The 24,481-nt window shown below is 37.3% G+C and carries 23 protein-coding genes; all 23 read right to left on the minus strand.

Annotation, left to right across the window (positions count from 1 at the left end; genetic code table 11):
• Positions 1-39: 39 nt before the first annotated feature.
• On the minus strand, positions 40-1,674 hold the full coding sequence (locus BM102_RS10065; RefSeq protein WP_090481624.1) for an alpha-glucosidase: 1,635 nt from the start codon (positions 1,672-1,674) through the stop codon (positions 40-42).
• Between the two features lie 190 nt (positions 1,675-1,864).
• Positions 1,865-3,943: a molecular chaperone HtpG gene (gene htpG / locus BM102_RS10070; protein WP_090481627.1), complete on the minus strand. Its 2,079-nt coding sequence runs from the start codon at positions 3,941-3,943 to the stop codon at positions 1,865-1,867.
• 173 nt (positions 3,944-4,116) lie between these two features.
• On the minus strand, positions 4,117-5,652 hold the full coding sequence (cobA, locus tag BM102_RS10075) for a uroporphyrinogen-III C-methyltransferase (RefSeq protein ID WP_090481630.1): 1,536 nt from the start codon (positions 5,650-5,652) through the stop codon (positions 4,117-4,119).
• Between the two features lies 1 nt (position 5,653).
• Complete coding sequence (hemC, locus tag BM102_RS10080) at positions 5,654-6,559, minus strand: hydroxymethylbilane synthase (protein ID WP_090481633.1); 906 nt, start codon at positions 6,557-6,559, stop codon at positions 5,654-5,656.
• Positions 6,559-7,140, minus strand: coding sequence for a biotin transporter BioY (locus BM102_RS10085; RefSeq protein WP_090481636.1), 582 nt, complete (start codon positions 7,138-7,140; stop codon positions 6,559-6,561). Before BM102_RS10085 ends, hemC begins: the two co-directional genes overlap by 1 nt.
• A gap of 10 nt (positions 7,141-7,150) precedes the next feature.
• Positions 7,151-7,582, minus strand: a complete 432-nt coding sequence (locus BM102_RS10090; RefSeq protein WP_090481639.1) for a M67 family metallopeptidase — start codon at positions 7,580-7,582, stop codon at positions 7,151-7,153.
• Complete coding sequence (gene thiF / locus BM102_RS10095) at positions 7,569-8,408, minus strand: thiazole biosynthesis adenylyltransferase ThiF (protein WP_090481642.1); 840 nt, start codon at positions 8,406-8,408, stop codon at positions 7,569-7,571. Before thiF ends, BM102_RS10090 begins: the two co-directional genes overlap by 14 nt.
• Positions 8,408-8,614, minus strand: a complete 207-nt coding sequence (gene thiS, locus BM102_RS10100) for a sulfur carrier protein ThiS (RefSeq protein ID WP_074791351.1) — start codon at positions 8,612-8,614, stop codon at positions 8,408-8,410. Before thiS ends, thiF begins: the two co-directional genes overlap by 1 nt.
• A 19-nt stretch (positions 8,615-8,633) precedes the next feature.
• A complete protein-coding gene (locus tag BM102_RS10105) occupies positions 8,634-8,951 on the minus strand; it encodes a thioredoxin family protein (protein ID WP_090481645.1) in 318 nt (105 codons plus the stop codon).
• A gap of 2 nt (positions 8,952-8,953) precedes the next feature.
• On the minus strand, positions 8,954-9,202 hold the full coding sequence (locus BM102_RS10110) for a sulfurtransferase TusA family protein (protein ID WP_074791347.1): 249 nt from the start codon (positions 9,200-9,202) through the stop codon (positions 8,954-8,956).
• A gap of 112 nt (positions 9,203-9,314) precedes the next feature.
• Positions 9,315-10,184, minus strand: coding sequence for a 4Fe-4S binding protein (locus BM102_RS10115; RefSeq protein ID WP_090481648.1), 870 nt, complete (start codon positions 10,182-10,184; stop codon positions 9,315-9,317).
• Between the two features lie 11 nt (positions 10,185-10,195).
• Positions 10,196-11,413 (minus strand): O-acetylhomoserine aminocarboxypropyltransferase/cysteine synthase family protein, encoded by a 1,218-nt coding sequence (locus BM102_RS10120; protein ID WP_090481651.1) that lies wholly within the window; start codon positions 11,411-11,413, stop codon positions 10,196-10,198.
• Between the two features lie 141 nt (positions 11,414-11,554).
• Positions 11,555-12,394 carry a carbohydrate ABC transporter permease gene (locus tag BM102_RS10125; RefSeq protein ID WP_074791341.1) on the minus strand — a complete coding sequence of 280 codons (840 nt, stop codon included), beginning with the start codon at positions 12,392-12,394 and terminating at the stop codon, positions 11,555-11,557.
• On the minus strand, positions 12,395-13,273 hold the full coding sequence (locus BM102_RS10130) for a carbohydrate ABC transporter permease (protein WP_090481653.1): 879 nt from the start codon (positions 13,271-13,273) through the stop codon (positions 12,395-12,397).
• 12 nt (positions 13,274-13,285) lie between these two features.
• Positions 13,286-14,590, minus strand: a complete 1,305-nt coding sequence (locus BM102_RS10135; RefSeq protein WP_090481656.1) for an ABC transporter substrate-binding protein — start codon at positions 14,588-14,590, stop codon at positions 13,286-13,288.
• Between the two features lie 75 nt (positions 14,591-14,665).
• Positions 14,666-15,601, minus strand: a complete 936-nt coding sequence (locus BM102_RS10140; RefSeq protein ID WP_090481659.1) for a glycyl-radical enzyme activating protein — start codon at positions 15,599-15,601, stop codon at positions 14,666-14,668.
• A gap of 2 nt (positions 15,602-15,603) precedes the next feature.
• Complete coding sequence (gene hpsG, locus BM102_RS10145) at positions 15,604-18,075, minus strand: (2S)-3-sulfopropanediol dehydratase (protein WP_090481662.1); 2,472 nt, start codon at positions 18,073-18,075, stop codon at positions 15,604-15,606.
• Positions 18,076-18,242: 167 nt separating this feature from the next.
• Complete coding sequence (locus tag BM102_RS10150; RefSeq protein ID WP_090481664.1) at positions 18,243-19,409, minus strand: PP-loop family protein; 1,167 nt, start codon at positions 19,407-19,409, stop codon at positions 18,243-18,245.
• A 237-nt stretch (positions 19,410-19,646) separates the two neighbouring features.
• A complete protein-coding gene (locus BM102_RS10155) occupies positions 19,647-19,928 on the minus strand; it encodes a hypothetical protein (protein WP_242942931.1) in 282 nt (93 codons plus the stop codon).
• A 20-nt stretch (positions 19,929-19,948) separates the two neighbouring features.
• Positions 19,949-21,325 carry a YeiH family protein gene (locus BM102_RS10160; protein ID WP_090481669.1) on the minus strand — a complete coding sequence of 459 codons (1,377 nt, stop codon included), beginning with the start codon at positions 21,323-21,325 and terminating at the stop codon, positions 19,949-19,951.
• A gap of 150 nt (positions 21,326-21,475) precedes the next feature.
• Positions 21,476-22,108 carry a helix-turn-helix domain-containing protein gene (locus tag BM102_RS10165; RefSeq protein WP_090481671.1) on the minus strand — a complete coding sequence of 211 codons (633 nt, stop codon included), beginning with the start codon at positions 22,106-22,108 and terminating at the stop codon, positions 21,476-21,478.
• Between the two features lie 4 nt (positions 22,109-22,112).
• Positions 22,113-22,763, minus strand: a complete 651-nt coding sequence (locus BM102_RS10170; protein ID WP_090481674.1) for a DUF3990 domain-containing protein — start codon at positions 22,761-22,763, stop codon at positions 22,113-22,115.
• Between the two features lie 271 nt (positions 22,764-23,034).
• Entirely contained in the window at positions 23,035-24,480 is a 1,446-nt protein-coding gene (locus BM102_RS10175) for a nitrogenase component 1 (RefSeq protein WP_090481677.1), read from the minus strand.
• Position 24,481: the final 1 nt, after the last annotated feature.

A 24,481-nucleotide genomic window follows, 5' to 3' on the forward strand; every position in this document is an offset into this window, starting at 1 on the left:
TAGCAAAAGCCAGCTCATATGAGCTGGCTTTTATTAATCTTATATATTCGAAACAACTACTCTAAATTCATATGGCTTTAGGAAGAAGTTTTCTCTCTCTGATTCTTCATAATTACTAAATGCTATATTATCCCCATAGAATTCTACAGCCTTGTTAAAGTTGGTAAGGTTGCAATAAATGTATAATCTTTCATGTGTAGATTCTCTAGTAAAAATGTACACATCACATGGCGATGCTACTCTTCTATAATTTCCATCCTGAAGTGCCTCTGAATTCTTTCGGAATTCAATCATACTCTTATAGAAGTTTAAGATGCTATTATCATCTCTAAGCTCTGTCTCAACATTAATAAATGATTTATTAGCATTGATTTTTAGCCAAGGCGTGCCTGTGGTAAAACCTGCATTATCGCTGGCATCCCACTGCACTGGAGTTCTTGCATTATCCCTAGTGGTTTGAAGGATCAATTTGCGGCGGATAGAATGTACCAACAACATCTTTTTCAATGACTGATTTATATTGTAGGATTCTATATCTTTAAGCTCTCTGAGGCCTTTAAAATCGCCATTTGTCATGCCGATTTCCTCACCCTCGTATATAAAAGGAACTCCTCGAAGGCTAAGATTTAAACCACATAATAGTTTCGCACTTTTTTCCCAATATTTACCTACGTTACCAAAATGATTAACAGAACGAATCTGATCATGGTTCTCCAAATAATTGGCTGGGACCTCCAATGCAGTCTGCCACTTATCCAAGATTTTAATAAGTCTGCTTGGTTTAAATCCCTTTTTAAACCATTTTATTCCGTAATTATCAACATCCATGTGTTCAAAGAAGAACACTGCATCAAGCTCTTTACGATTTTCATCACTTAAAAGCTTGGCATCATCAGGTGTTACAAAAACAGTTTCACCAACTATAAATGTCTTGTATTTGCTCCACACTTCCTCGTTAAAACGCTTTAATAATTCATGGCATCCATCAGTGTTTAGATAGTGTTCCTTACCTGTTAAAGCAAAACGTTTTTTGCCATTCTCCAAAGATTCTTTATATATAATATTTATTACATCACATCTAAATCCAGCTACCCCTTTGTCTAGCCAAAAGCGCATAATATCTGTGATCTCATCAAATACTTCAGGATTTTGCCAATTTAAATCCGGTTGTTTTTTGCTAAAAAGGTGTAAGTAATAATCACCCTTTTCGGTTTTTGACCATGCTCGACCACCAAAGAAAGAACCCCAGTTGTTTGGATAGCCGCTTCCTACACCCTCTCTAAAATAATAGTAGTTTCGATATTTATCATCTCCTGCCAAAGCCTTTTGAAACCATTCGTGCTCATCAGAAGTATGATTGATAACCAAATCCATTATTATCTTAATCCCTAGTCTCTTGGCGCGACTAATGAGCCTTTCCATATCTTCCATTGTGCCAAATTCGGGATTGATGTCCTTGTAATCTGAAATGTCATAACCATTGTCATAGCCTGGACTGCGATAAACTGGGCTAAGCCAAATGGCGTCTATACCCAATTCTTTTAGATAATGTAATTTAGAAATAATGCCCGGAATATCGCCTATTCCATCGCCATTACTGTCACAAAATGAGCGTGGATATATCTGATAAACTATAGCATTTTTCCACCATTTCTTTGTACTAGTTGAAGCCATAACTATCCCCCATAGCATTGTGTGTGTTAGATTAATAATAACTAAGTTGACACATTTTTTCAATGATTTATTCACAATTTACACACAAATACGGATGAGTTGCGTGATAATTCAAAATATATTTTACAATATTAAAAAAACGGCAGGCTTATACGCCTACCGTTATAAATCTATGCAAGTTTTCAATCTACTATTTTGTTAATAACATCATGATCTTATTAGATCTTGCAACAAACTCTGTCATAGCTTCTGGTGAAAGTGGTGCATTTGCAATCTTTGCTAAATCATAAAGCTGAGCTGCAAATGTAGGAACATTCTCTGAATCCTTGTTATTAAGGATGTACTTAACTAAGTCATTGTTTGCATTAAGTACAAGTGTCTCAGAAGCTGAACCAAACATGCTCATATCCATGCCGCCCATAGCGTACATTTTCATCATATCCTGCATACGACGGCTCTCTTCTGATACTGTAATCATAGAAGAAAGATCCTTGTTCTTGAACTTTTCAACCTTTACTTCAAGGCCTTCGTTGTTGAGAGCTTTTCTAAATACATCTGTAAGTGTCTCTGTTTCAGACTTAAGCTCGTCCTCAGATGTTTCCTCAACCATAGAATCTGTAACATCAGCATCGATTCTGCAGAACTTGTAGTTTTCATTTCTCTGCTCAAGCTGAGTAATAAATGAAGTATCTATTGCATGATCAAGGATTACAGCATTCATACCCTGCTCTTTGAACATATTGATATACTGGCCCTGCTGTGCAACATCTGTTACATAGTATACAGTCTTTCTTGTATCCTCTGGCTCTTTATTATCATCAGCATCCTTTGTTTCATCAACAACTTCTGCTTCTACCTTTTCGCCATTTTCATCAGTGGCTTTTTCCTCTTCCTTAACAAGTAGCTCTGGAAGAGTGATGTATTTATCATTGATATCCTTGAAGAGGATGTAGTCGTTCATCTTATCGCAGAACTTATTATCCTTTAAGCAGCCAAACTTGATGAATGGAGCAATATCATCCCAATATTTCTCATAAGATTCTTTTTCTGTTTTGCACATACCAGTAAGCTTATCAGCAACCTTTTTAGTAATGTACTCAGAAATCTTTGTAACGAATCCATCATTCTGAAGTGCAGAACGTGATACATTAAGTGGAAGGTCTGGACAATCAATAACACCCTTTAAAAGCATTAAGAACTCAGGAATAACTTCTTTGATGTTATCAGCGATGAATACCTGATTGTTGTAGAGCTTGATTGTACCTTCGATTGAATCATACTCAGTGTTAATCTTAGGGAAGTATAAAATACCCTTAAGGTTAAATGGATAATCCATGTTGAGGTGAATCCAGAAAAGTGGCTCTTTGTAATCATGGAATACATCACGATAAAATGCCTTATATTCTTCCTCTGTACATTCAGATGGATTCTTTGTCCAAAGTGGATGTGTCTCATTCAATGCAACTGGACGCTTTACAATCTTAAGCTTGTCCTTTGCAGGAGAAACCTCTACCTGCTCCTTGGTGCCGTCTTCCTTTTCCTTCTCTTCGAATTTAGCATCCTCATGGATTTCTTCAATAACTTTATCTGTATCGAGCTTGTCAGCTGCATCGATTGTCTCATACTCTTCTGGAGCATCCTTCTTTGAAAGGAAAATCTCTGTAGGCATGAATGAACAGTACTTTTCGATGACCTCGCGAGCTCTGTATTCATTAGCAAACTCGAGGCAATCTTCGTTTAAGAATAATGTGATTTTAGTACCTACCTGGTCCCAATCACCATCGCCCATTTCGAATTCTGTGCCGCCATCGCATTCCCAATGAACTGCTGTAGCGCCATCCTTGTATGAAAGTGTATCGATGTGTACTTCATCAGCTACCATAAATGCAGAATAGAATCCAAGACCAAAGTGACCAATAATCTGATCTGAATCAGCCTTGTCCTTATATTTCTCAAGGAAATCTGTAGCGCCAGAGAAAGCAATTTGATTGATATACTCATCTACTTCATCAGCTGTCATACCAAGACCATTATCAATGAATGTAAGTGTCTTGTCCTCAGGGCTTACGATAACCTGAATCTTTGCCTTATAATCAAGAGGAAGTGAGTACTCACCCATCATATCAAGCTTTTTAAGCTTTGTGATAGCATCACATCCGTTTGAAATAAGCTCTCTATAAAAAATGTCGTGATCTGAGTATAGCCACTTTTTGATCACTGGAAAAATATTTTCACTTGTAATTGATAAACTACCTTTTTTGTTACCCATTTTAATCACTCCTTTGTTAACCTACGTGCAGTTACACTAACAAGCATAATGATTTCTACGCTCAGCAGAAGAATGCTTCGCTTAAGAAATATTATAGCTTGTTAGTTACTGCACTTATTCACTAATGAGTATGATAATACGGGGAAAAATCAAAGTCAATAAAAAATTAGCACTCATATACAATGAGTGCTAATAGTATAATTTTTTATCAAATCAAGTAGTCCTTCATAAGAAGAAATCTCTGCTACCGAGATGTTGTCATACCTAGCTGCTATGGCACGTTTACATGCATTTCCTATTGCAAAAATGTGCTGTGGCATCTTATCTCCTAAAACTTCAGCTCCAAACAATGCATTACTGGCGCTTGTAAACACTGCACCATCATAGGATGATATTTCTTCTAAGTCACTATCAGTAATAGAGACTTCAAGCTTTTCGTTTTTATATACAGGAATCTTGTTTAATGGAATTCTATTATCAAGATTTGCCTCGAAATCCTCTGACATATTTGAAGCGCACAGCCAGTATACTCTACCGCCACTTACTATTTTTTCGCTTATTTTCAGAGCCAAATCTTTGCCATTTTGTGCTTCTGATATCACATCTGCTCTCACCCCAAAAGATTCTAGAGCCGACGCAGTTTTTGCTCCTATGGCAGCTATTTTAACAGGACCAATACTTCTGATGTCTTTTTGGCAAACCTCATATAAATTATAAAAGAAAGCCTTTACACCATTTGCACTGGTAAACACAATGTAATCACTTGGCTGAGTTAATTCTAAGAAACCTAGATCAATTTCTAATGGAACAATCTTTCCACTATCTACAGTGTAAACTTGAGCGCCTAATTGTATCAGCTGCTCTTCCAACTTATTAGTTTTCTCATACGAAAACTTCTCACCGAAACCGTAATTAAATCCTATAATCTTTGGGAGAAAATACCTTTTGCCAAATAATGGGCGCTTTTCAAATAAAGACAGTCTATCTGACATAGCAACCACATCTCCCACCACAATTATAGATGGGGAAACAAGATTAGCCTTTTCAACCAAATCCGATATATCAGCTAAAGTCCCAACACATTTCTTTTGCTTATTAGTGGTAGCATTAGAAATAACTGCCGCTGGAGTCTTCGGAGAACGTCCGGCATTAATTAGCCCTTCTGCTATTTCACCAACATGTGATAACCCCATCAAAAATACAAGGGTAACATCCTCCTCCAGAAGCTGACTGTAATCAATATCCGCAGCCTCATCTTTTCTACTGTGAGCCGTTATAACCTGAAAGCCTTTTGCCAATCCTCTATGTGTAATTGGAATGCCTGCTGCAGAAAGAGCTGCTATAGGTGACGTTACACCAGAAACCACCTCAACATCTACACCTCTCTCTAAAAGGTATAAAGCTTCTTCTCCTCCTCTTCCAAAAACATAACTGTCACCACCTTTTAGGCGAACGACAAGGTTATACTCTTTAGATTTCTCATATAATAGCTCATTTATATTCTCCTGCTTCATGGTATGATTATGATTTTCTTTTCCAACAAAAATCTTCTCACACCCATCAGGTGTCATTTCCAGAAACTTTTTATTAAGGAGTCTGTCGTAAATAACACAGTCTGCTCTTTTTAAGTATTCTGCTCCTTTTAAAGTAAGCAGGCCCCACTCACCTGGACCTGCTCCAACCAAAACTACTTTGTTTAGTTCTGACATTCTATTCCTCCAGCTGTCTTTTTATATCTCTTACAGCCTTATCAATCATTTCTTCTGTAGCTTTTTCTCCTGACACAACAGTCTCTGCTATTTTGCTTCCATCCTCTGTGCCAAACAAAGCCCTAAGCTCATAGCCTGTATCCGTAACACTAGCATATGCCCCTATTGGTAAATGGCAATCGCCACCTATTTTCTTTAGAAATCCTCGCTCTAAATATGTGATATTTCGTATTACTTCATCCGAGAAAGAGTTAACCATCTTCAAAAGCTCTTCATTATCTGCTTTTAGTTCAATAGCCAGTGTGCCTTGAGCTGGTGCGGGAATCATGTCTTGTATACTTACATACTGAGATATTTCCGATTCCAAACCTAAACGTTTTAATCCCGCTGCTGCAAGTACAATTCCATCAAGCTTTGTTCCATCAGGAAGTCCCTCTCTGAGCTTTCTGATTCTAGTGTCTATATTTCCTCTTATTGGGAAGATATTGATATCTGGCCTAAGTGCAAGAAGCTGATACGAGCGTCGCTTGCTACCTGTTGCAACATTAGCTCCCGATGGAAGTTCATCCAATGATTTAGAATCATTCAGAATCAATACATCTCTTGCATCCTCCCTGTCCCAAGGGTCTGCAAAGATAAGCCCTTCCTTCAAAGTATCTGGCATATCCTTCATCGAATGGACCGCCAACTGAATCTCTCCAGATAAAAGTGCCTTTTCAATCTCATCTGTAAAAATTCCCTTGGAGCCCAATGCATCCAAGGGTCTATTTTGATCCAAATCTCCTGTTGTTTTGATTACTACTAATTCATAATCATTTTCAGGAAATCTTTCTTTTAACTTTTCTAATACGTAATTTGACTGTGCTAAGGCTAGCTTTGAGCCACGAGTTCCAATTTTAATATTCATTATTGCTCCTGCGCATTTAGTAATACAATCTTTTTAAATGCTGGAATTAGCTGAGCAGACAAACTAGCTGCCATTACGCAAAGAATAAAATCTGGAATGATTGTTATAAGACAATACTGCACAACAACAACTGCGAATGATACGGCCTCACCAACATATAAATTCTTTATTAAGTAAAAATATACCGCACCTACACTATAATATGCAATAAGACCAATTGAAGCTGGTACAATAAGATATAATAGTTTTTTTGATTGTAGCTTTTCTGTATATAAGCCTATTAAGTATGCTGCAAGAATAAAGCCTAACAAAAAGCCAAAGCCTGGACGTAAAACATATCCTATTCCACCGCCTGCAGCAAACACTGGAACTCCAGCTAATCCAACCAAAATATATGTTAAAACGCTAAGTGCGCCCAACTTCTTTCCTAAAATAAATCCTGCCAAAAGCACAAACAACCACTGGAATGTGAAATGCATTGTGTATAAAGGAAGTGGTATATCTATTTTAATAAATGCTCCAACTGCAATAAGTGCTGCAAATAATCCTACAAATGATATTTCTCTTGATGTTAGTTTCATAATTATTCTCCTAGTAATAGTATTCTTGTGTGTATATTCTTAAATCCTCTTTTTCAACTTCTCCATTTTCAATATGAAAACTGTTGAGCACTGGATAATTTGCCATTAATGATAAAATCATATAACTAGCCTTTGAGTCATATGCTAATTTGATATCCTCCCTAGAAGGTCTAGATGGTGATTCAGGATGGGAATGCCAATTGCCCAGTGGTTTTAAATCTTTTGCTCGCATGTCTTTAATAGCTTTCATCTGATCCTTGGGATCAAGTGTAAAATGATCAGAAGCATGCTCGATGTTTTCTAAATAATAGACCTCCTTAATGCTGATACCATCATCACTCTCTGTACCGGCAATTAAACCACATGCCTCCTCAGGTAAATTCTTTTTTGCATATTCTATCATTTCATCATATAAATGAGAATCCATTCTAATTATTTTCATTTTTAACCTCGAATCTACCTGCTGTTTCCTCACATACTTCCTGCTCATAATCAATAAGCTCTGTGATTGTTGGATTAGCACCACAAACAGGACATTTGCTTGTATCATGTGGAAGCTTAATCTTTCTGAAGTCCTGGTTTACAGCATCGTATGTTAGAAGCTTTCCTGTTAATAAATCACCAACACCAACAATATATTTGATTGCTTCCATTGCCTGAAGCGAACCGATCACGCCGCCCATTGCACCAATAACTCCCGCCTGTTTGCAGGTTGGTACTGCATCTTTTGGTGGTGGATTTTTAAAGACACATCGATAGCATGGTCCTTCCCCAGGGACATAAGTCATAAGCTGTCCTTTAAAGCGAATGATGCCTGCATGACTAAATGGTTTCTTTTCCATAACACACGCATCATTTATAAGAAACTTTGCTGGGAAATTATCAGTACCGTCAATAACAAAATCGTATTCACGAATTAGTTCGCGAATGTTTGTTGAATCCACAAACTTATGATAGGTTTTCACTTCAACATCAGGATTCATGGCGTTCATAGTTTCCTTTGCAGATTTCACCTTTGGCTTACCAATATCTGCAGTACTATGGATAATTTGACGCTGAAGATTTGATAAATCAACTTCATCCGCATCTACGATACCAATTTTACCTACACCTGCTGCGGCAAGATACATCGCTGCTGGTGCACCCAGACCACCTGCCCCGATAATTAGAACACTGGCATTTAAAAGTTTTTTCTGTCCCTTTGCTCCTACTTCTTTAAGGATGATGTGGCGACTGTAGCGTTCAATCTGGTCATCTGTCATTGCCATTAACAGCCACCTCCCATGAAGTAAAGAAACTCAACTGAATCGCCTTCTTTTAGAATAGTAGACTCTTTCTCTTCTGTTGGAACAAACTCATCATTGATTGAAACTGTAACATATTGAGGAGTTTCCACATCCTCAATTTCAATAAGCTCTGGTAATGTCAAACCATCCTTATATTCTTTCTTTTCACCTGCAACTGTGATTGTCATTTCATTATCCTCCAATAAATTAAATATAGTCTTCTAACCATTCAACTAGCTCATCGTACTCTCTTGGACCTACCTGTTTGCCAACAGCCTTTCCCTCTTTAAAAAGAATAAGTGTGGGATTCGCCTTAATTTCATACTCTTCAACAAGCTTTGTATCATAGTTTGTATTAACCTTGAACACATTAAGCTTGCCCTCGTACTCCTCTTCAATATCACAAAGAGTTGGAGCCAACTTTTTGCATGTAATGCATGAATCAGAATAAAAATCCACTACAACTGGCACGTCACTTTCAAGTACCTTTGATTCAAAATCATCTGTATAAATTCTTGTAGCCATACTTACTCCTCCACTTTTCTTACAAACAATGTATATGTTCCATCCTCATTGTCATTAAGCTTTAAAATTTGGTGGCCATCCTCTTTAAATGAACGAGGCACGTTTTGTACTGGCTCGCCATCATTCATGCGGACAGCTAGCACCTGACCGTCATCAAGCTCTTCGATTGCGACCTTGGCAGTAACAAAAGTCAACGGACAAACCTTATCTGTGATATCTACCGCCTCATCATATTCTAATAATTCACTCATACTAAACCTCCAATCCGGCAGTTACGGCTACAAGCCTTAGTATTTCTCCGCTCGACAACACGTCTCGCTTGAGAAATCTAAGAGCTTGCAGCCTACTGCCTCATCTAATAGTTTACTTACCCTGATAAGCCTTATCCAGCACCTCGCGTAAGCCTTCGTCGCCCAGGCGAGTAAGGGTTGCGCGGAAACGTTCTGATGGTTTTGCGTTAGCTTCGAAGTAGTCGATTGCAGCATCTGTTACACGGAAAAGTGTTTCCTTATCACGGATGATTGGAACCAACTCCTCTGCCTTATGAATCTTGTTACCAAATGTTCCACCGAAGGATACGATATATCCTGGTGTGCCTACCCATGCATCTGTAGGACAACTCTTTACGCAACGCGCGCAGTGATTACACTTTGCATTGTCGATTTCAACCTTGCCGTCCTTCATAGTAAGTGCACCTTCTCGGCAAGCCTTTACGCAAACGCCACAGGAAATACAAGCATCTTCCTTGTATTCTACGGTCATGCCGCCCTTTACACCCACATCATTTTCCTCTGCCTTAAGACAGTTGTTTTGGCATCCAGTTACGCCAAACTTAAACTTGTGAGGTAACTCTCTACCAAAATATCTATCATTAAGCTCCTGGGCCAATGTATATGTATCTATACATCCACTTGGACAGATTTCAGAGCCCTGACACGCTGTGATAGTACGTACTCTTGGGCCACATACACCTGTGTATACACCGCCCTCTTGTAATTCTTCCTTTACTTTTTCCAAATCATTTACGTGAATAAATGGAATCTCAATACCTTGACGACTTGTCATATGAACATAACCATGTCCATATTTTTCAGCTACTTCCGCAACTGTTTTGATTGCACTTGCATCAAGATTTCCACCAACAACAGCAAGTCTTAAAGAACCATATCCTTTTTGTTTTTGACTCATGAAGCCGCCAGCCTTCAAAGCCTTGTAATCAATTTTTTCTGCCATCTCTACTCCTTTTATATTGCATTTCTGAAGTCTTCAATAAGATCTTCAACATCCTCTATACCTACGCTTATACGAATTAAATCATCATATACACCAGCATCTTCCAATTCTTTTTCAGTGCTATGCAATGAAATAGTTGATGCAGGATGAACAACCAGTGTTTTGGTATCTCCTATGTTGGACAATATATAAGGAATTGTCAGGTTGTTCATGATTTCAAAAGCTCTTTCCTTGCTGCCAACTCTAATAGTAAGAATTGCGCCGTAACCTTTGTCTAATATCGTATTTGCGATATCGTTCCATTTACTAGATTTAAGCCCCGGATAATTAACAATCACATCTGGATATGTTTCCTCTATCCACTTTGCAAGTAAAAATGCATTGCTGCACTGCTTTTCCATTCTAAGCCCCAGTGTCTCAAGACCGATTACATTTAAATATGCATTAAATGGAGAAAGACAGGTTCCTATATTTCTATATAGTCCGTTTCTTAATTTAGCAATATATGCCATTGGTCCGAATTTTAAATATTCTCCTAAAATAGAATATTTTTCCTTGTCCCATTTAAAATGTCCGCTATCTGTAAGCACACCGCTTATAGAATTGCTGCTTCCGTTTATGTATTTTGAAGATGAATTAACAACAATATCAGCCCCATGCTCTATCGCTCGAATCAAATATGGTGTTGCAGTAGTATTATCAACTATTAACGGTACTCCATGGGCATGTGCTATTTCAGCAAGTCTATCAATATTAGTTACGTCCAAACAGGGATTCCCGATGGTCTCTGCAAATACCACCTTGGTACGGTCGCTAAAAGCCGCCTCTATTTCATCCCAGTTATTGTTTTCTACATATTTGGTATTAATGCCAAACGCTTCTATATCTCTAAATAAATCGATTGTGCCTCCGTATAAGCTGGCGCTGGATATCACTTCATCTCCTGCTTTTAGGATATTGAGAAGTGCCATAGAAAGTGCCGCCATTCCCGACGCACAGGCAACGGAAGCCATTCCGCCTTCCAGCTTTGTTATTCGTTCCTCAAAAGCTGTGATTGTAGGATTTGCCACTCGAGTGTAACAATATCCCATCTTTTTGTTTTCAAAAATTCCTGCTAAATCCTCTGCTGATTCTTGTGCGAAAGCACTACTTTGAAATATAGGAGGAAATGTTGCTCCATTAGGCTGTTTTTTCACTCCCTCATGGAGAAGTCTAGTATTAAAATTCATGTAATTCCCCCTCTCATTGTCTTATTACCTACTAGGTTGATAGGATAATAACAGATGCTGACTTTCACTTCAATATAGCTAGTTCCTAAATAAAATTAGAACTAGCTATAAAAGAAATTTATATCAATGCAAAATTGTGTATTATCCCTTTATTGCTCCTGATGTAAGACCTGAAATAATCCTCTTTTGGCATATAAGAACCACAATAATAATTGGAATTGTTGCAACGATTGATGCTGCTGACATATCCCCCCAAGGGACTGAGTATTCTCCTGGGAACATTGAGATTGCAATCGGAACAGTTCTCATTTCGTCTTTTGTAACAAGTACAAGTGCAAACATAAACTCATTCCAAGCAGATATAAATGCAATGATTGCTGTAGTAAATAATCCCGGAAATGATAGCGGCAATACTACTTTCAAGATTACATCTCTTCTTCTTGCTCCATCAATCTTCGCTGCTTCCTCAAGCTCAAATGGCAGTGTCTTTATGAATGCTATTAAAGTCCATATTGCCATTGGTAATGTAAGTATTACGCTTGGAAGTATTAATCCAAGATATGTATTTAATAGATGTAACTGTCTAAAAATAATAAACATAGGCGTTACTATTGCTATCAAAGGAAACATATTTGCAAGAAGTATTATGTTTTGCCAGAATTTCTTAAATTTAAACTTGAATCTGACAAATGCATAAGCTGCTGGAAATGCCACAACAACTGTTAGAAACATGGCGCCTACAGCAACAATAATGCTGTTTAGCAAGTACACCTGAAGATGATGATTTACAAAAACACTTTTATATAAATCTAATGAAAATCTACTTGGCCATAGCTCTGTAGGCATCTTAGTAATATCTGCCGGATCTTTTATGGATGTTATTACCTGCCAGTAAAACGGAAATACGATAATTATCATAAACACCAGCAAGCCAACTATATAAAATATCTTCTTACCTATAATTGCTGATTTTGATTTCATCTAGTCCTCCGTTTTAAGTGTTCTAATATATACAAAGCTAAGTATCATTATCAATAATGTGATAATGGTAGACATCGCTGAACCAAGTCCAAAATTCATATCTCCGAAAATATACTTGTATGCCTTGTATAATAAAGTTGCTGTAGAATTTGCAGGTCCACCACCTGTAATTCCATAGATAATATCAAAGATTCTGATAGCTCCCATTGTTCTAAATAAAAGAACTATAAGAATAATCCCTTTCAAGTTTGGCAATGTTATTTTGAAAAATTGCTGTATTGTTCCAGCTCCATCCACACTTGCAGATTCGTATAGCTCCTTAGGGATAGTTTGAAGTCCTGCTAAGAGCATTAGTGCTATGTATGGGAACTGTTTCCATGTATCAGCAACTACAACTACAAACATTGCCCAATGCTTGTTTGCAAGAAATGTAATAGGATTGTCTATCAATCCAAGACCTTCTAGAATTACATTTATTACACTAAGCTGATCATTAAACATAAATGAAAACATGTAAGCAATGATAATTCCTGGAATTGCCCAAGGTATCAATATAATAGTTCTTATTATTCCTACATATCGTTTTGCACTATTCATAAATAATGCTGCTGTAAGACCAACGAACAATTCCACTGTCATAGATAAAATTGCAAACACTGCAGTGTTTTTAAACACCTCCCAGAAGGAGGGATCCGTCAAAAGCTTTATATAATTATCTAGTCCTACAAAATGTATATTTAACGGATCCGTTAGAACCCTATATTGAAAACTGTATGTAAATGTAATCAGTATTGGTATAATTCCAACTCCTCCTATTAATAGAATTGCTGGAGCTATACTCAAATATCCAATTAAGTTTTCTTTTATAGTCTTAGTCATAAATCTATTTCCTTATTGCATTTCTGCTAATGCCTCGTTTAGTTTTGTATCCAATGTTTCAAGCGCTTCTTCGTTGCTAAGCTCTCCTGTAAGTGCTTTGTGAATATACTCAGCAAAGAGAGTTGATACTGTAGAGTAATCTCTTACCTGTGGTCTTGGTTCTGCTGCATCAGCTGCATCCTTTACAGCTGCTATATATGGCTGCTCGCTAAGAACCTCTTCGTCATCGTAAACATCTGAAACTACTGGGAAAGTTCCTCTCTTGAGAGCTGAAATCTTCTGTGCCTCGTAGCTAGACATATATTCAGCAAATGCCTTTGCAGCCTCTGTCTGCTCTGAATATGCATTAACTGCAAATGCCCATCCACCAAGAGTTCCTGATGATGAAGAGCCATTTGGTCCTGTAGGAAGTGCAGCTACACCTACCTTGCCAACTACCTGGCTGCCTTCCTCTGTCTGAGTAAGTGCATAAGCACTTGTCCAGTTACGCATAAATAATGCATTTCCTTCTTCAAAGATTGCTCTTGAATCTGCTGGCTTGTGAGTAAGCACACCTTCTGGTGAAACTCCTGAAGAGATAAGCTCTTCTACAAATTCAAGTGACTCTACTGAATTTGAGCTATTAAGCTTAAACTCTCCATTTACTAAGTCCTGTCCACCATTTTGTTTGATGAGCTCAAGCATGTTGCAGCTTGTAGGCTCGCCCTGGAACATTTGGAATAAATATCCATATTCAATTCCGTCTTTGCCAACGTATTCATTTGAAAGCTCCACCAACTCGTCCCATGTTGTTGGAGGTGTATCAATGATGTCTGATCTGTAATAAAGCAATCCAACATCTGTGTAATCTGGATATGCATATGCTCGGTCGTTGTAGTAAACAGTTGAAAGTGGTCCACCTAGGTACTGATCTGCAATTGGTTCAATATCTTCTGTCACATCTGCAAGCCATCCAGCTGCTGCAAACTGTGAAACCCAAATGATGTCACACTCAAATACATCAGGGCTTGAATCTCCTGCTGCAAGAGATGTCATAAGACTTTCTTTAATATCATCACTTGCTCCTGGGAGACTTTCATGATTTACAACAACGTTTGGATATACTTTATTAAATGATTCAATCATCTCATCTAAAGCACCTGTTTGGTCATTGGCACTTACAAAAGTGATTTCACCTGAGATATCCTCTGGGATTGTGGCTTCATCTGTAGCAGATGCTGCGCTTGCACTTGTAGATGATGATTCATTGCCACAGCCTGCAAAGCTGGCTGCCACCACCGATGTTGCTAGTAAAAGTCCTAATAATTTTTTCTTCATATTCCTCACCTTTTCCCTTTCATTCTAGAATTGATTAAATTATTTAATTAAATAGGCCGAAAAAAAAGCAACCTATTAAATTCCAAGCCCTTTTTGCCATCCCTCATCCTCTAACTGTGAGCTTATATTGTTGAACTCAAACTGCTTTAACCTTCTAAATGTCTCCTCAGACAGTTCTACATCTCCCATAGGATACATTCTATGTAAGGAAGCATACTTGCTCTCTCCTAGACGATGATATTTTAAAAGCTCATACCTAACGTTGTTCTTGCAACGGATAAAATCTGCAATACTTCCAATAGCCTCTTCTGTATCATTTACTCCCGGAATAACTGGTGTTCTAACCTGAATAGGCAAATCTGGATATGCTCTTGATATGGTATTAAAGTTATCCAGGATTACTTCGTTGCTAACACCTGTAACCTTTCTGTGCATATTGTCATCCAGCGTCTTTATATCCATCAATAAATAATCCAGTTTCCCTGCTATTTTTATGAAATCTGCAGTTGTCCCAAAACCAGTAGTTTCAATTGCTGTGTTGATTCCATTTTTCTTTGCTTCTCTAAGAAGCTGATATGTAAACTTAGGCTGCATTAAAGGTTCGCCGCCGCTGATTGTTAAACCGCCTTCCTCGTCACCATAAAAGATAGAATCACGATCAATCTGCTTTATCACCTCAGAAACAGTTGTCTCATAACCTATGACATGTAGCGCCTTCGATGGGCAGACTTTATCTATGGCAGCTGCATCCCCATCATCTAAATTATCCCAATACAGTTCGTCCTCTGAAAAATATGGACTGCACTTTAAATTTGATCTACTGCACTCGCCACATCCTATGCACTTGCTTTTTGTCCATGCCAATTGAGGTGTAGGAATCTGCGATTCAGGATTAGCACACCATTTACACCTTAAAGGACATCCCTTTTCAAAAACGACGGTCCTTATTCCTGGGCCGTCGTGAACTGAAAACCTTTGAATATTAAATATTAATCCCTTTGTTTCATTCATAACTATGCTATCTCATCATGTGCAGTTCTATTAACAACATCGTCCTGTAGATTTGGCGACAATTCAACAAAGTATGCGCTATAGCCTGCCACTCTGACCAGCAAGCTTCGATAGTTTTCTGGATGTGCCTTTGCGTCAAGCAATGTCTCTTTGTTTATAATGTTGAACTGTAAATGCCAAAGCTTTAAATCTCTCCAGCTCTTTATAAACTGAACTAGTTTCCTGGTTCCAATATCTCCTGCCACACTTGCTGGTGTCAGCTTGATATTGAGCAATCTAGCTGCTCGATTGTTATAGTTTGTATTCTTCGTACGATAGTTTGACAACAATACAGCTGTAGGTCCATGCTCATCTGCTCCCTGGGAAGCTGACGAACCATCAGATAATGCAGTACCTGCAAATCGGCCATTTGGAGTTGCCCCAACAACAGTTCCGAATGGTACATTAACTGACTGAGATACATATCTTAAGTCCATATAGATTCCTATATTTTTTGCATATTGATTTACAAAGCTTACAGCCTCTTTATCAATTCTTTTTGCAATGGAATCGACGTATTCGTCATCGTTGCCATACTTAGGTGCATTCAATAAACGCTGTCTTATAGGCTCTGCCCCGTCAAAATTGTCCTTGAGGGCCTGAAGTAAATCACTCCAGCTAATAGTTTCATCTTCATAAACACATTTTTTTATAGCAGCCAATGAATCAGCAACGGTTCCAAATCCTATAAAATCAAAGAAGCCTGCATCAAATCCGCCATCTATCTTTTCACTATGCAAATCCTTGCCTGCTTTCATACAAAGCTTGTGAAGTGAAGATCCAAGTGGAGAAGCAAAATGCTTTGGACGTGTTCTGTTTGCCACAAATTGCTGTCTGAGAGCCTGCTTTAAAAGATATCTCTCCTGAGCAACAAATGCATTTTCCAAATCCTCATATGACTTAAATGTGGTTACATCACCTGTCTCTATTGTTAACAGCTCATCTCCATACTTTGCCATTCTTCCGTTGTACAATGTCAGCTCTAAAATAGCCGCCAGATTAATGAAAGGGCATGGAGTTGTAAATGTATCAAGATTTGGCATTCTTACTTCTGTACAGCCTGATACCGCATAATCGTTAGCTGATGCAAAATCCGCTCCCTTCGATACAAGGATAGGAATAATTTCCTCATCGTTAATAAGCTTTGGAAAACCTGAGCCATCCTTTATGGTAATTGCGATTTCCTTAAGAAATCTCTCAGGTGAACCAGCGTGCACACGAGCTGCTAAATCCGGATAGTTTAATTGGAACTCTCTCTTATCCTCCAGTAAAAGATATGACAAATCATTTGTTGCATCATATCCATCTTCATCCACACCACCGATTGTTACTGCTTCCCAGTGAGCATATCCTTCATGGAATTTAACACCTGCAGGACTCACAAACAAATCCTGATACTGAGCCATAGCAAGCCATACGCATCTGAATAATTCCTTTGCTTTTTCAGGTGTAATTCTGCCTTCCTTTAAATCCTTTTCATAGTATGGATATAGGTACTGATCCATACGTCCATTGGAAATTGTTGCTCCTGTCTTTTGTTCAAGACGAGAGAACATCTGAATAAACCACTGTGCCTGTAATGCCTCATGGAATGTTTCTGCAGGTTTTGCTGGCACCTTGTAACAGATTCTTGCAATTTCCAAAAGCTCCTGCTTTCTTTTCTGACTTGATTCGATTTCAGCAAGTCTTTTAGCTTCATCACCATGTCGCTTTGCCCACAGAATAATGGCATCACTTACGATGATGATGCTTTCATAAAACTCAGCTTTATCAACTGTATCCTTTGGATCAAACTCATCTAAGTTCTCAAGGGCTGTCTTGGCTTCTGCCTTAATAGCTTCAAATCCTAAATCAATTCCTTTTTTATAATCGTGAACCCACTGTAATGCCGAACGCATTGACGAGGATTCATTCAGAATAAATCTTGAAGAGAACAAATCCTTTGGATCATATGTAATCTTAAGTACATCCTTTGGCATTGCATGTGCAAAATCCTCATAATAAGTTTTGCCTTCCCAATAAGGTGCGATTTCATTTTCAATTACTTTTATATCCTCTTCATCAATTTCGAATGGAGACTCCACTCTGCTGCTTGCCTGCTTTACAAACTGTCTAAGGAAACAGCCATCAAGCTCAGGATATATTATTCCGTATTTACCAACTTTACCGCCTCGTCCTACTATTAGCTGATCTTCATCTATTACTACATCAATCTTTTCTGCTATGTTGTATAAAGCCTTGGCCCATCTTAAAGATAATGCCTGGCCTTCTGTTTCTTTAAAAGACTCTGTAAAATATTTAGCTCTTTGAACATCTACAACAGACTTTGAATTTTGAAAGCTATCGTATATACGTTGTTCGCGACCTAATAATTTTACTTTTCCCTTATTTTTTCCAATCCTCTCCTCCTGAGGAGATAATAATACATTAGACATTTATACATCCTCCTACATCCACCTACTCACTTAGTAGGTTGATAGGATAATAACAGATGCTGGATTCTACTTCAATATAGCTAGTTCCTAAATAAAATTAGAGCTAGCTATAAATCATATTTATAGCTAGCTCTTTACTCTTAAAACTACCGTATTTACGTACTATTTTATTTATCATAGTCATCTAGGAAGTGATGCTTTACTCCATCCTGCTTGTAAGCTATTACTGTAGCAAGATTTACATTCTCAACACTTCTGAAGATATTTGACTCTACATAAGGATTAACCTTCTTTAGCTCTGCAATAAGATTTCTTGTTTCAAGACGCTTTGAAGCACTTGTACCATCTACTGAGCAGCTGTCACATGTCTCTGTGAAATGACATGCACATTGAAGGAAATGCAATCCATTGTATCTTTGCCATGCAATAATATCATCCTGTCTAACAAGATAAAGCGGGCGAATCAATTCCATGCCTTCAAAGTTTGTGGAATGAAGCTTTGGCATCATTGTCTGAATCTGAGCTCCGTAAAGCATTCCCATAAGGATTGTTTCGATAACATCGTCGTAGTGATGACCAAGGGCGATTTTGTTGCAGCCTAATTCCTTTGCCTTTGAATATAAGTGGCCTCGGCGCATTCTAGCACACAAGTAGCATGGGTTCTTTTCAACAGTATCTACGGCATCGAAAATATCGCTCTCGTAAATAACAATTGGTATTCCCATAAGCTTTGCGTTGCTCTCAATGAGGCGACGATTTACCTCACTGTATCCAGGGTCCATTACAAGGAAAGTCAGATCAAAGTTGACCTTTTGATGCCTTTGGATTTCCTGGAAAAGCTTTGCCATCAGCATTGAATCCTTACCACCTGAAATACAAACAGCGATATGGTCTCCTTCTTTTATAAGCTCATACTCCTTGCAAGCTCTGGCAAATGGGGAGAATAAGCTCTTGTGGAACTTCTTTCTAATGCTTTTTTCGATTTCTGCTCTCTGCTCATTAAGCTCGTCGTCTGCCTCAGAGTTTTGCTTATCCATCATGTATGAAAGGTAGCTGTTATATCCACCCTTAAGGCTGACAGCATCAAAGCCCTGCTCTGTAAGAAGACCTGCATCATCTATTGAAACCTGACCTCTTGTGCAATATAAAACAATCTGCTTTGTTTTATCTAGCTTGGACATTACGCTATCTAAATCAACTTCAAATAATTCATGGGTGATACTGATAGCATCAGGAATCATACCATACTTAAGGCTTCCTTCATTTCTGGTATCAACCAGCATGTATTTATCTTTATCAAGCTTTGTAAGCTGTTCAAATGTGATTTCTCTCATAAAATACCTCATTAAACAACACAAAAGCAGATGTTATAACATCTGCTTTGAAGTTCTCCTATCAAATTGATAGGCTATACTATACTATTTTCTTTTTGATGATTTGTCAATTTCTTTCAATCCATTACTTTTACAGGTATACACGTTGGACACCACAGTAATAATTACTATTATCAAAAATATAATCCAACTTTTGAAATCATTTATATTATCCATAGCACAACCTTCTCTATATGATTATAGCTTTTTATCTAGCCAACTCCATAACTTATACATTGCTACACCCCAGATTAAAAATAAAACAATATGAATCCACATTGGAAAAGCTGATTTAAAATGCTCCCCATTTACATACTTTGAAAACTGTGGAATGTCAGCATAATAATATGCACCTGCGCCAAAGTCCAAACTATCAATTAGTCCAATGCCATTTGCCATAATATATAGCACTACAGCTACCACTCCTATCATAAATATGATTCCTATTATTTTTATAAGTTTTTTCAATGTAGATTTCATATTTATCATCTCCTAAAAGGTTAGTTCAATACTGGAATAGGGAAAATTTTTCCAGAAAGAAGTAAATATACTGCTATAAATGTAAGAAGAATATTAAACAACTGTCCTACTATATAAAGAACCAGTGGCTTTCCTCCCCTAAACTGTTCCTTAATTTCTCTGAAGTTTGTATCTAGTCCAATGCTTGTAAATGCAAGAACAAATGCCCAGTTCTTATATTGATCAAGGACACCATTAATACTTGAAACAGATTCACTACCTACTGCAGGAAGGAAAATGAATGATGCAATAAGTGATGCTGCAAAGAAGCCCAAGATAAATTTTGGAAGTCTATACCAAATCTCTGCTGCCGAAACATTTGTTTTTCCATCTCCATTTTCCACTCTTGTAGAGAAGAAAATTGCTACCGCAAATGCGATAAATCCAATAAGAATATTTTGAATAGATTTTACAAGTACTGCTGCTGTCTGTGCAGTTTCTCCAAGTGCAGTTCCTGCCACTGTAACAGCTCCTGTTGAGTCAATTGTTCCGCCGATAAGAGCACCTCCCATAAGCTCTCCAAGGCCTGTAGCCTTTATCAAAATTGGCTCGAACACCATCATGATTACTGTAAAGATTATTGAAATTGAAACTGCAAGAGAAAGATCTGTTTTCTTTGCCTTTGATGATGCACCTGCTGCTATTGCTGCTGATGTACCGCAAACAGATGTTGCAGTCGCAAGTGTGATAACTAATGGCTTATTGTCAATCTTTAATACCTTTGTTCCAAAAAACCACATAAAGATAATGACAACTGGAGTAACTATCCATGCTATGCCAAGACCGTACAGTCCGAAGTTGATGATGTTAGAAAACAATACAGAAAATCCCATTATTACAAGACCGGCCTTAATATAGTATTCTGTCTGCACTGCTGGCTTAAGCCATTGTGGAACTCCAATTGTATTTGAGATAACAAGACCAACAATAAGTGCCCAGAAAGCCCACTCTAAATATCTGTTGAGTGTATACTCTGCTGAAATAAATCTAACAAGAATTGCCAGAATAAATAATACAGAATATGCTGGAATATAATCCTTTACTGATTCACCCTTTAGCTTAACTCCAGCAGTAAAAAGTGCTCCTGTAACAAGAAATGTTCGAACTAATGAAATCCAAAAACTTCCTGTAGAAAGCTGTTCAACTACACTCACTCCGTTTCCCCATGTTGAAAACTTAGCTGCACTAAAATCAAAAGCTCCCGTAAGTACAGCTATTGCTGCTACTGCGATGAGGATTGCTCCAATCCAAATTGTCAACCAATCCTCTTTCTTCCACAAATCCGAAATCTGAGATTTTGATGTTGTAACAATATCATCATTTTTCACTTGATTTCTTCCTACTGTTATATCCGCCATATTATTTTCTCCTTTCAAACTACTTATCTACTAGGTTGATAGGATTATATGCTACAAACCCTGTAAATTCAATACTTCTAGCTCCTAAAGAAAATGAGAGCCCGTTATAAATCTGTTTTATAACGAGCTCTCATTTTCTTATCTAAACTATCATAAAAGATTTTTCATATCACATTTTAATACCCTGGCAAGGGAAGCAATGGTTGATACCGATGCTTTGTGTATATCTTTTGCTCCAATTTCGTATTGTTGCAATGTTCTTAGATTAACATCTGCTTCAGTAGCTAGTTCACTTTGAGATAAGCCTAACTTCTTTCGATACATCTGAAGACGATTAACAGCATTAGTTTTATCTGCCTTTGATTGAATATAATCTACTATCTGCATCTCATCCATTTCATGATAAGGGTTATATTTATTTTTTAATTCAGACATACTAATTATTTGCTGAATCTCTTTAAAGGTCTTACCTGAAATCCACTGATAATAAGCAGTCACCCAACCAGTCCAATATTCCTCAGATATATTTATAAAAGATGTTTCTGGCATTTTAACCTCGGAAGCATTTGTAAGTATTACAGCATCTGCCACTAATTCTGCTCCAGATTTACCTGCTATATATTTAGGATTTCCTTTTTCAAACTGTGATGCAATACCAGAAATTATAAAAATCTGTAAAAAGTAATCTAAATTTAATTTGTAAATATGAGCTGCTATTTCAAATGCTTCGGCCATATTATTCATAGCATCATTCAAATATAACTGATTATACGAATATATCATAACCTTACCCCTTTCGCATAAGATCTAATAAGAATGTTCCATTTTTATCAACAGATTCTGTAATTTTCTTATAGTTTTTTCGTGCATTGGAATCTCTTAAAACTTTATTTGAATAATACTCCGCTGAATCAACTGGAATAGCTTCAATAAATTTGAGCTTTGAAAATGCTTTTTCACTTTTAATGAAATATTGTATTCCTAATTCACCTAAATACATTGCCTGCTGAAGCTGAGATACACTAATAGAATTTGATATAAAAGCCCTTGCAAAAGAGAAATATGAATCATCAGCTCGATAGCCGATTATTACATCGTAATCATCTAAGGCTACATGATAATGCTCTTTCAAATACTCCAAGCCATCTATCGCAACTGGAGTATTAACACTAATATTTCTATGCTCAAGTAAAACTGTCAGCCAATGTAAAATACTGTAACTATCGCTATTTAAATCAAGTACTTTTAATCCTGCTAAATCTATTTCATAGATGTTAACAAAGCCATCTCTGCCTTCATCCACAGCCCACTCTTTTGCAAGCTCTATATGTTTCGTACAATATAAGCCTTGGCCGTAGTCATTATATTTTTTCCCTAAATTGCATTTAGGCTCAGATATAATTTTATCTGAGCCATGATATAAAGTGATTTTATTCATTTTCTCTCCTATACTTCTGTGGAAGTAATTTTATTATAACTCCTTAGAAGTATAGAATCAAGTGGTGTATTCTTTTGATACCTATACACCGTCATTATAGTTATAGCTCCCATAAGTACGCTAAGAGGATTTGCAATATAAACGGCCCATTTGCCTAGCGTAGGAAATGTTGCATATGCAAATGAAACTCTACTAATAATATTTAGGGTAAATGCTAGAAGTACAAATCACATCTGCTCTTGTACCTGATTATCAAAATCAAGTGTTGAAGCTACCTCTGGGCTGATATATACTCCCTCGTTGGTAATTCTGTTATCAAGTTCGATTGTCTTAAAAAGTTCTTCTTTTGTGATAGCTCGCGCCATGATTCTCCTCCTTTTACTTCTTTAATAATAGATGATGCAAGTTCTTTTTTTCTTTCATCATATTGCTTTACAACTGTAATATAGTTTTCCAAAAGACTAATTACGCCATTAACCCCCGCATCAGTCCTATTTAGAATTAACTTATCAGCAATTGGATACGAAACTTCAACAAGTGGTAGATTTAATTTCTCTGCTATTCCTTTTTCAAGAGAACTTCCGAAAATAACCTCCACATCACTAGAACTAACTATTTCATCAATCTCTTTTTGATCAGCTCCCTTATAAATGTTTTCAGATATAGTTCTAAGTACTTCTTCATCATTTGTTTCATGTGCTTCATCCTTTTTCAAGGAATCAATTAGCACTACCGAAGAAATAACAACTCCTAATCTGTCCTTCAAAAAACTTCCAAGTCTAATTACCTGTTCTTCATCTCCTATAATTACAGCATTTTTCGAAAGTCCCAATTCAAATATTTCATCCCTAACTCTAAAAATCAGACTCTTTTCAGTATGTTCTTCTTTTTCCAAGAAATCTTTTACCAGTGATTCATCTAAGCTAATCACTTTATTAATAGCTTCCGCTAAATCCTGGACTTTCTCTGTGCCAATCGGCAGTGATGATCTGTATATTACAGGGATATCAAACTTTTCATTTAAGATTTTTGCTGGCAGTTCTCCCCACTTGGAAAATACGATAGATGCCGATGCATTTTTCGCATTTACGAAGTCAGCAACACCACCTTCTGTTCCAAAAAATACATTGGATTTTATTCCTAAACCTGTAAGGATTCTTTGCAACTCATTTAGATTCCCCTGCCAATAAGGATCCTTTTGGGGAACAATTCCAAAAATGTTTACAAGATTTGATTCTCTTTTTAAACCACTTTTTTTGACTTCATATATGGATTTAAAAATATCTCCCAAAACCTGCTCATATCCATAGTGAGGCCCACCATTAAATCCAGCTACCAGCGTGTCAACAACTGGTTCTCCTTGCTCAACAATTTCTCTTGTCATTGCATCTACATCATCGCCCACCATTGCAGATTCACAGCTATTGAGAATTACATATAAATCTCCTTTTTGAATCTTAATAGTGTTTTTGATTTGCTCGCGAAGCCTCGATGCGCCTCCAAAAATTACATGTCTTTCTTGTGCTGCAGTACCTGGAATAGAAAAGCCTGAATAAGATGAGGCTCCTCCAGAAAACCTTTGATTAGCTAGATAATTAACTACACCACAACCAGCATTTGCATGCACAACTGGTACCGCTCCGTTAATCTCTTGAACTGTCTGCAAAGCTCCATGAAGTGCACATCCATTTCTAGGATTTTTGATTACATTTGACATA

Origin of the sequence: Pseudobutyrivibrio sp. JW11, from assembly GCF_900115355.1 — a bacterium.
GTDB classification, from domain to species: Bacteria; Bacillota; Clostridia; order Lachnospirales; family Lachnospiraceae; genus Pseudobutyrivibrio; species Pseudobutyrivibrio ruminis.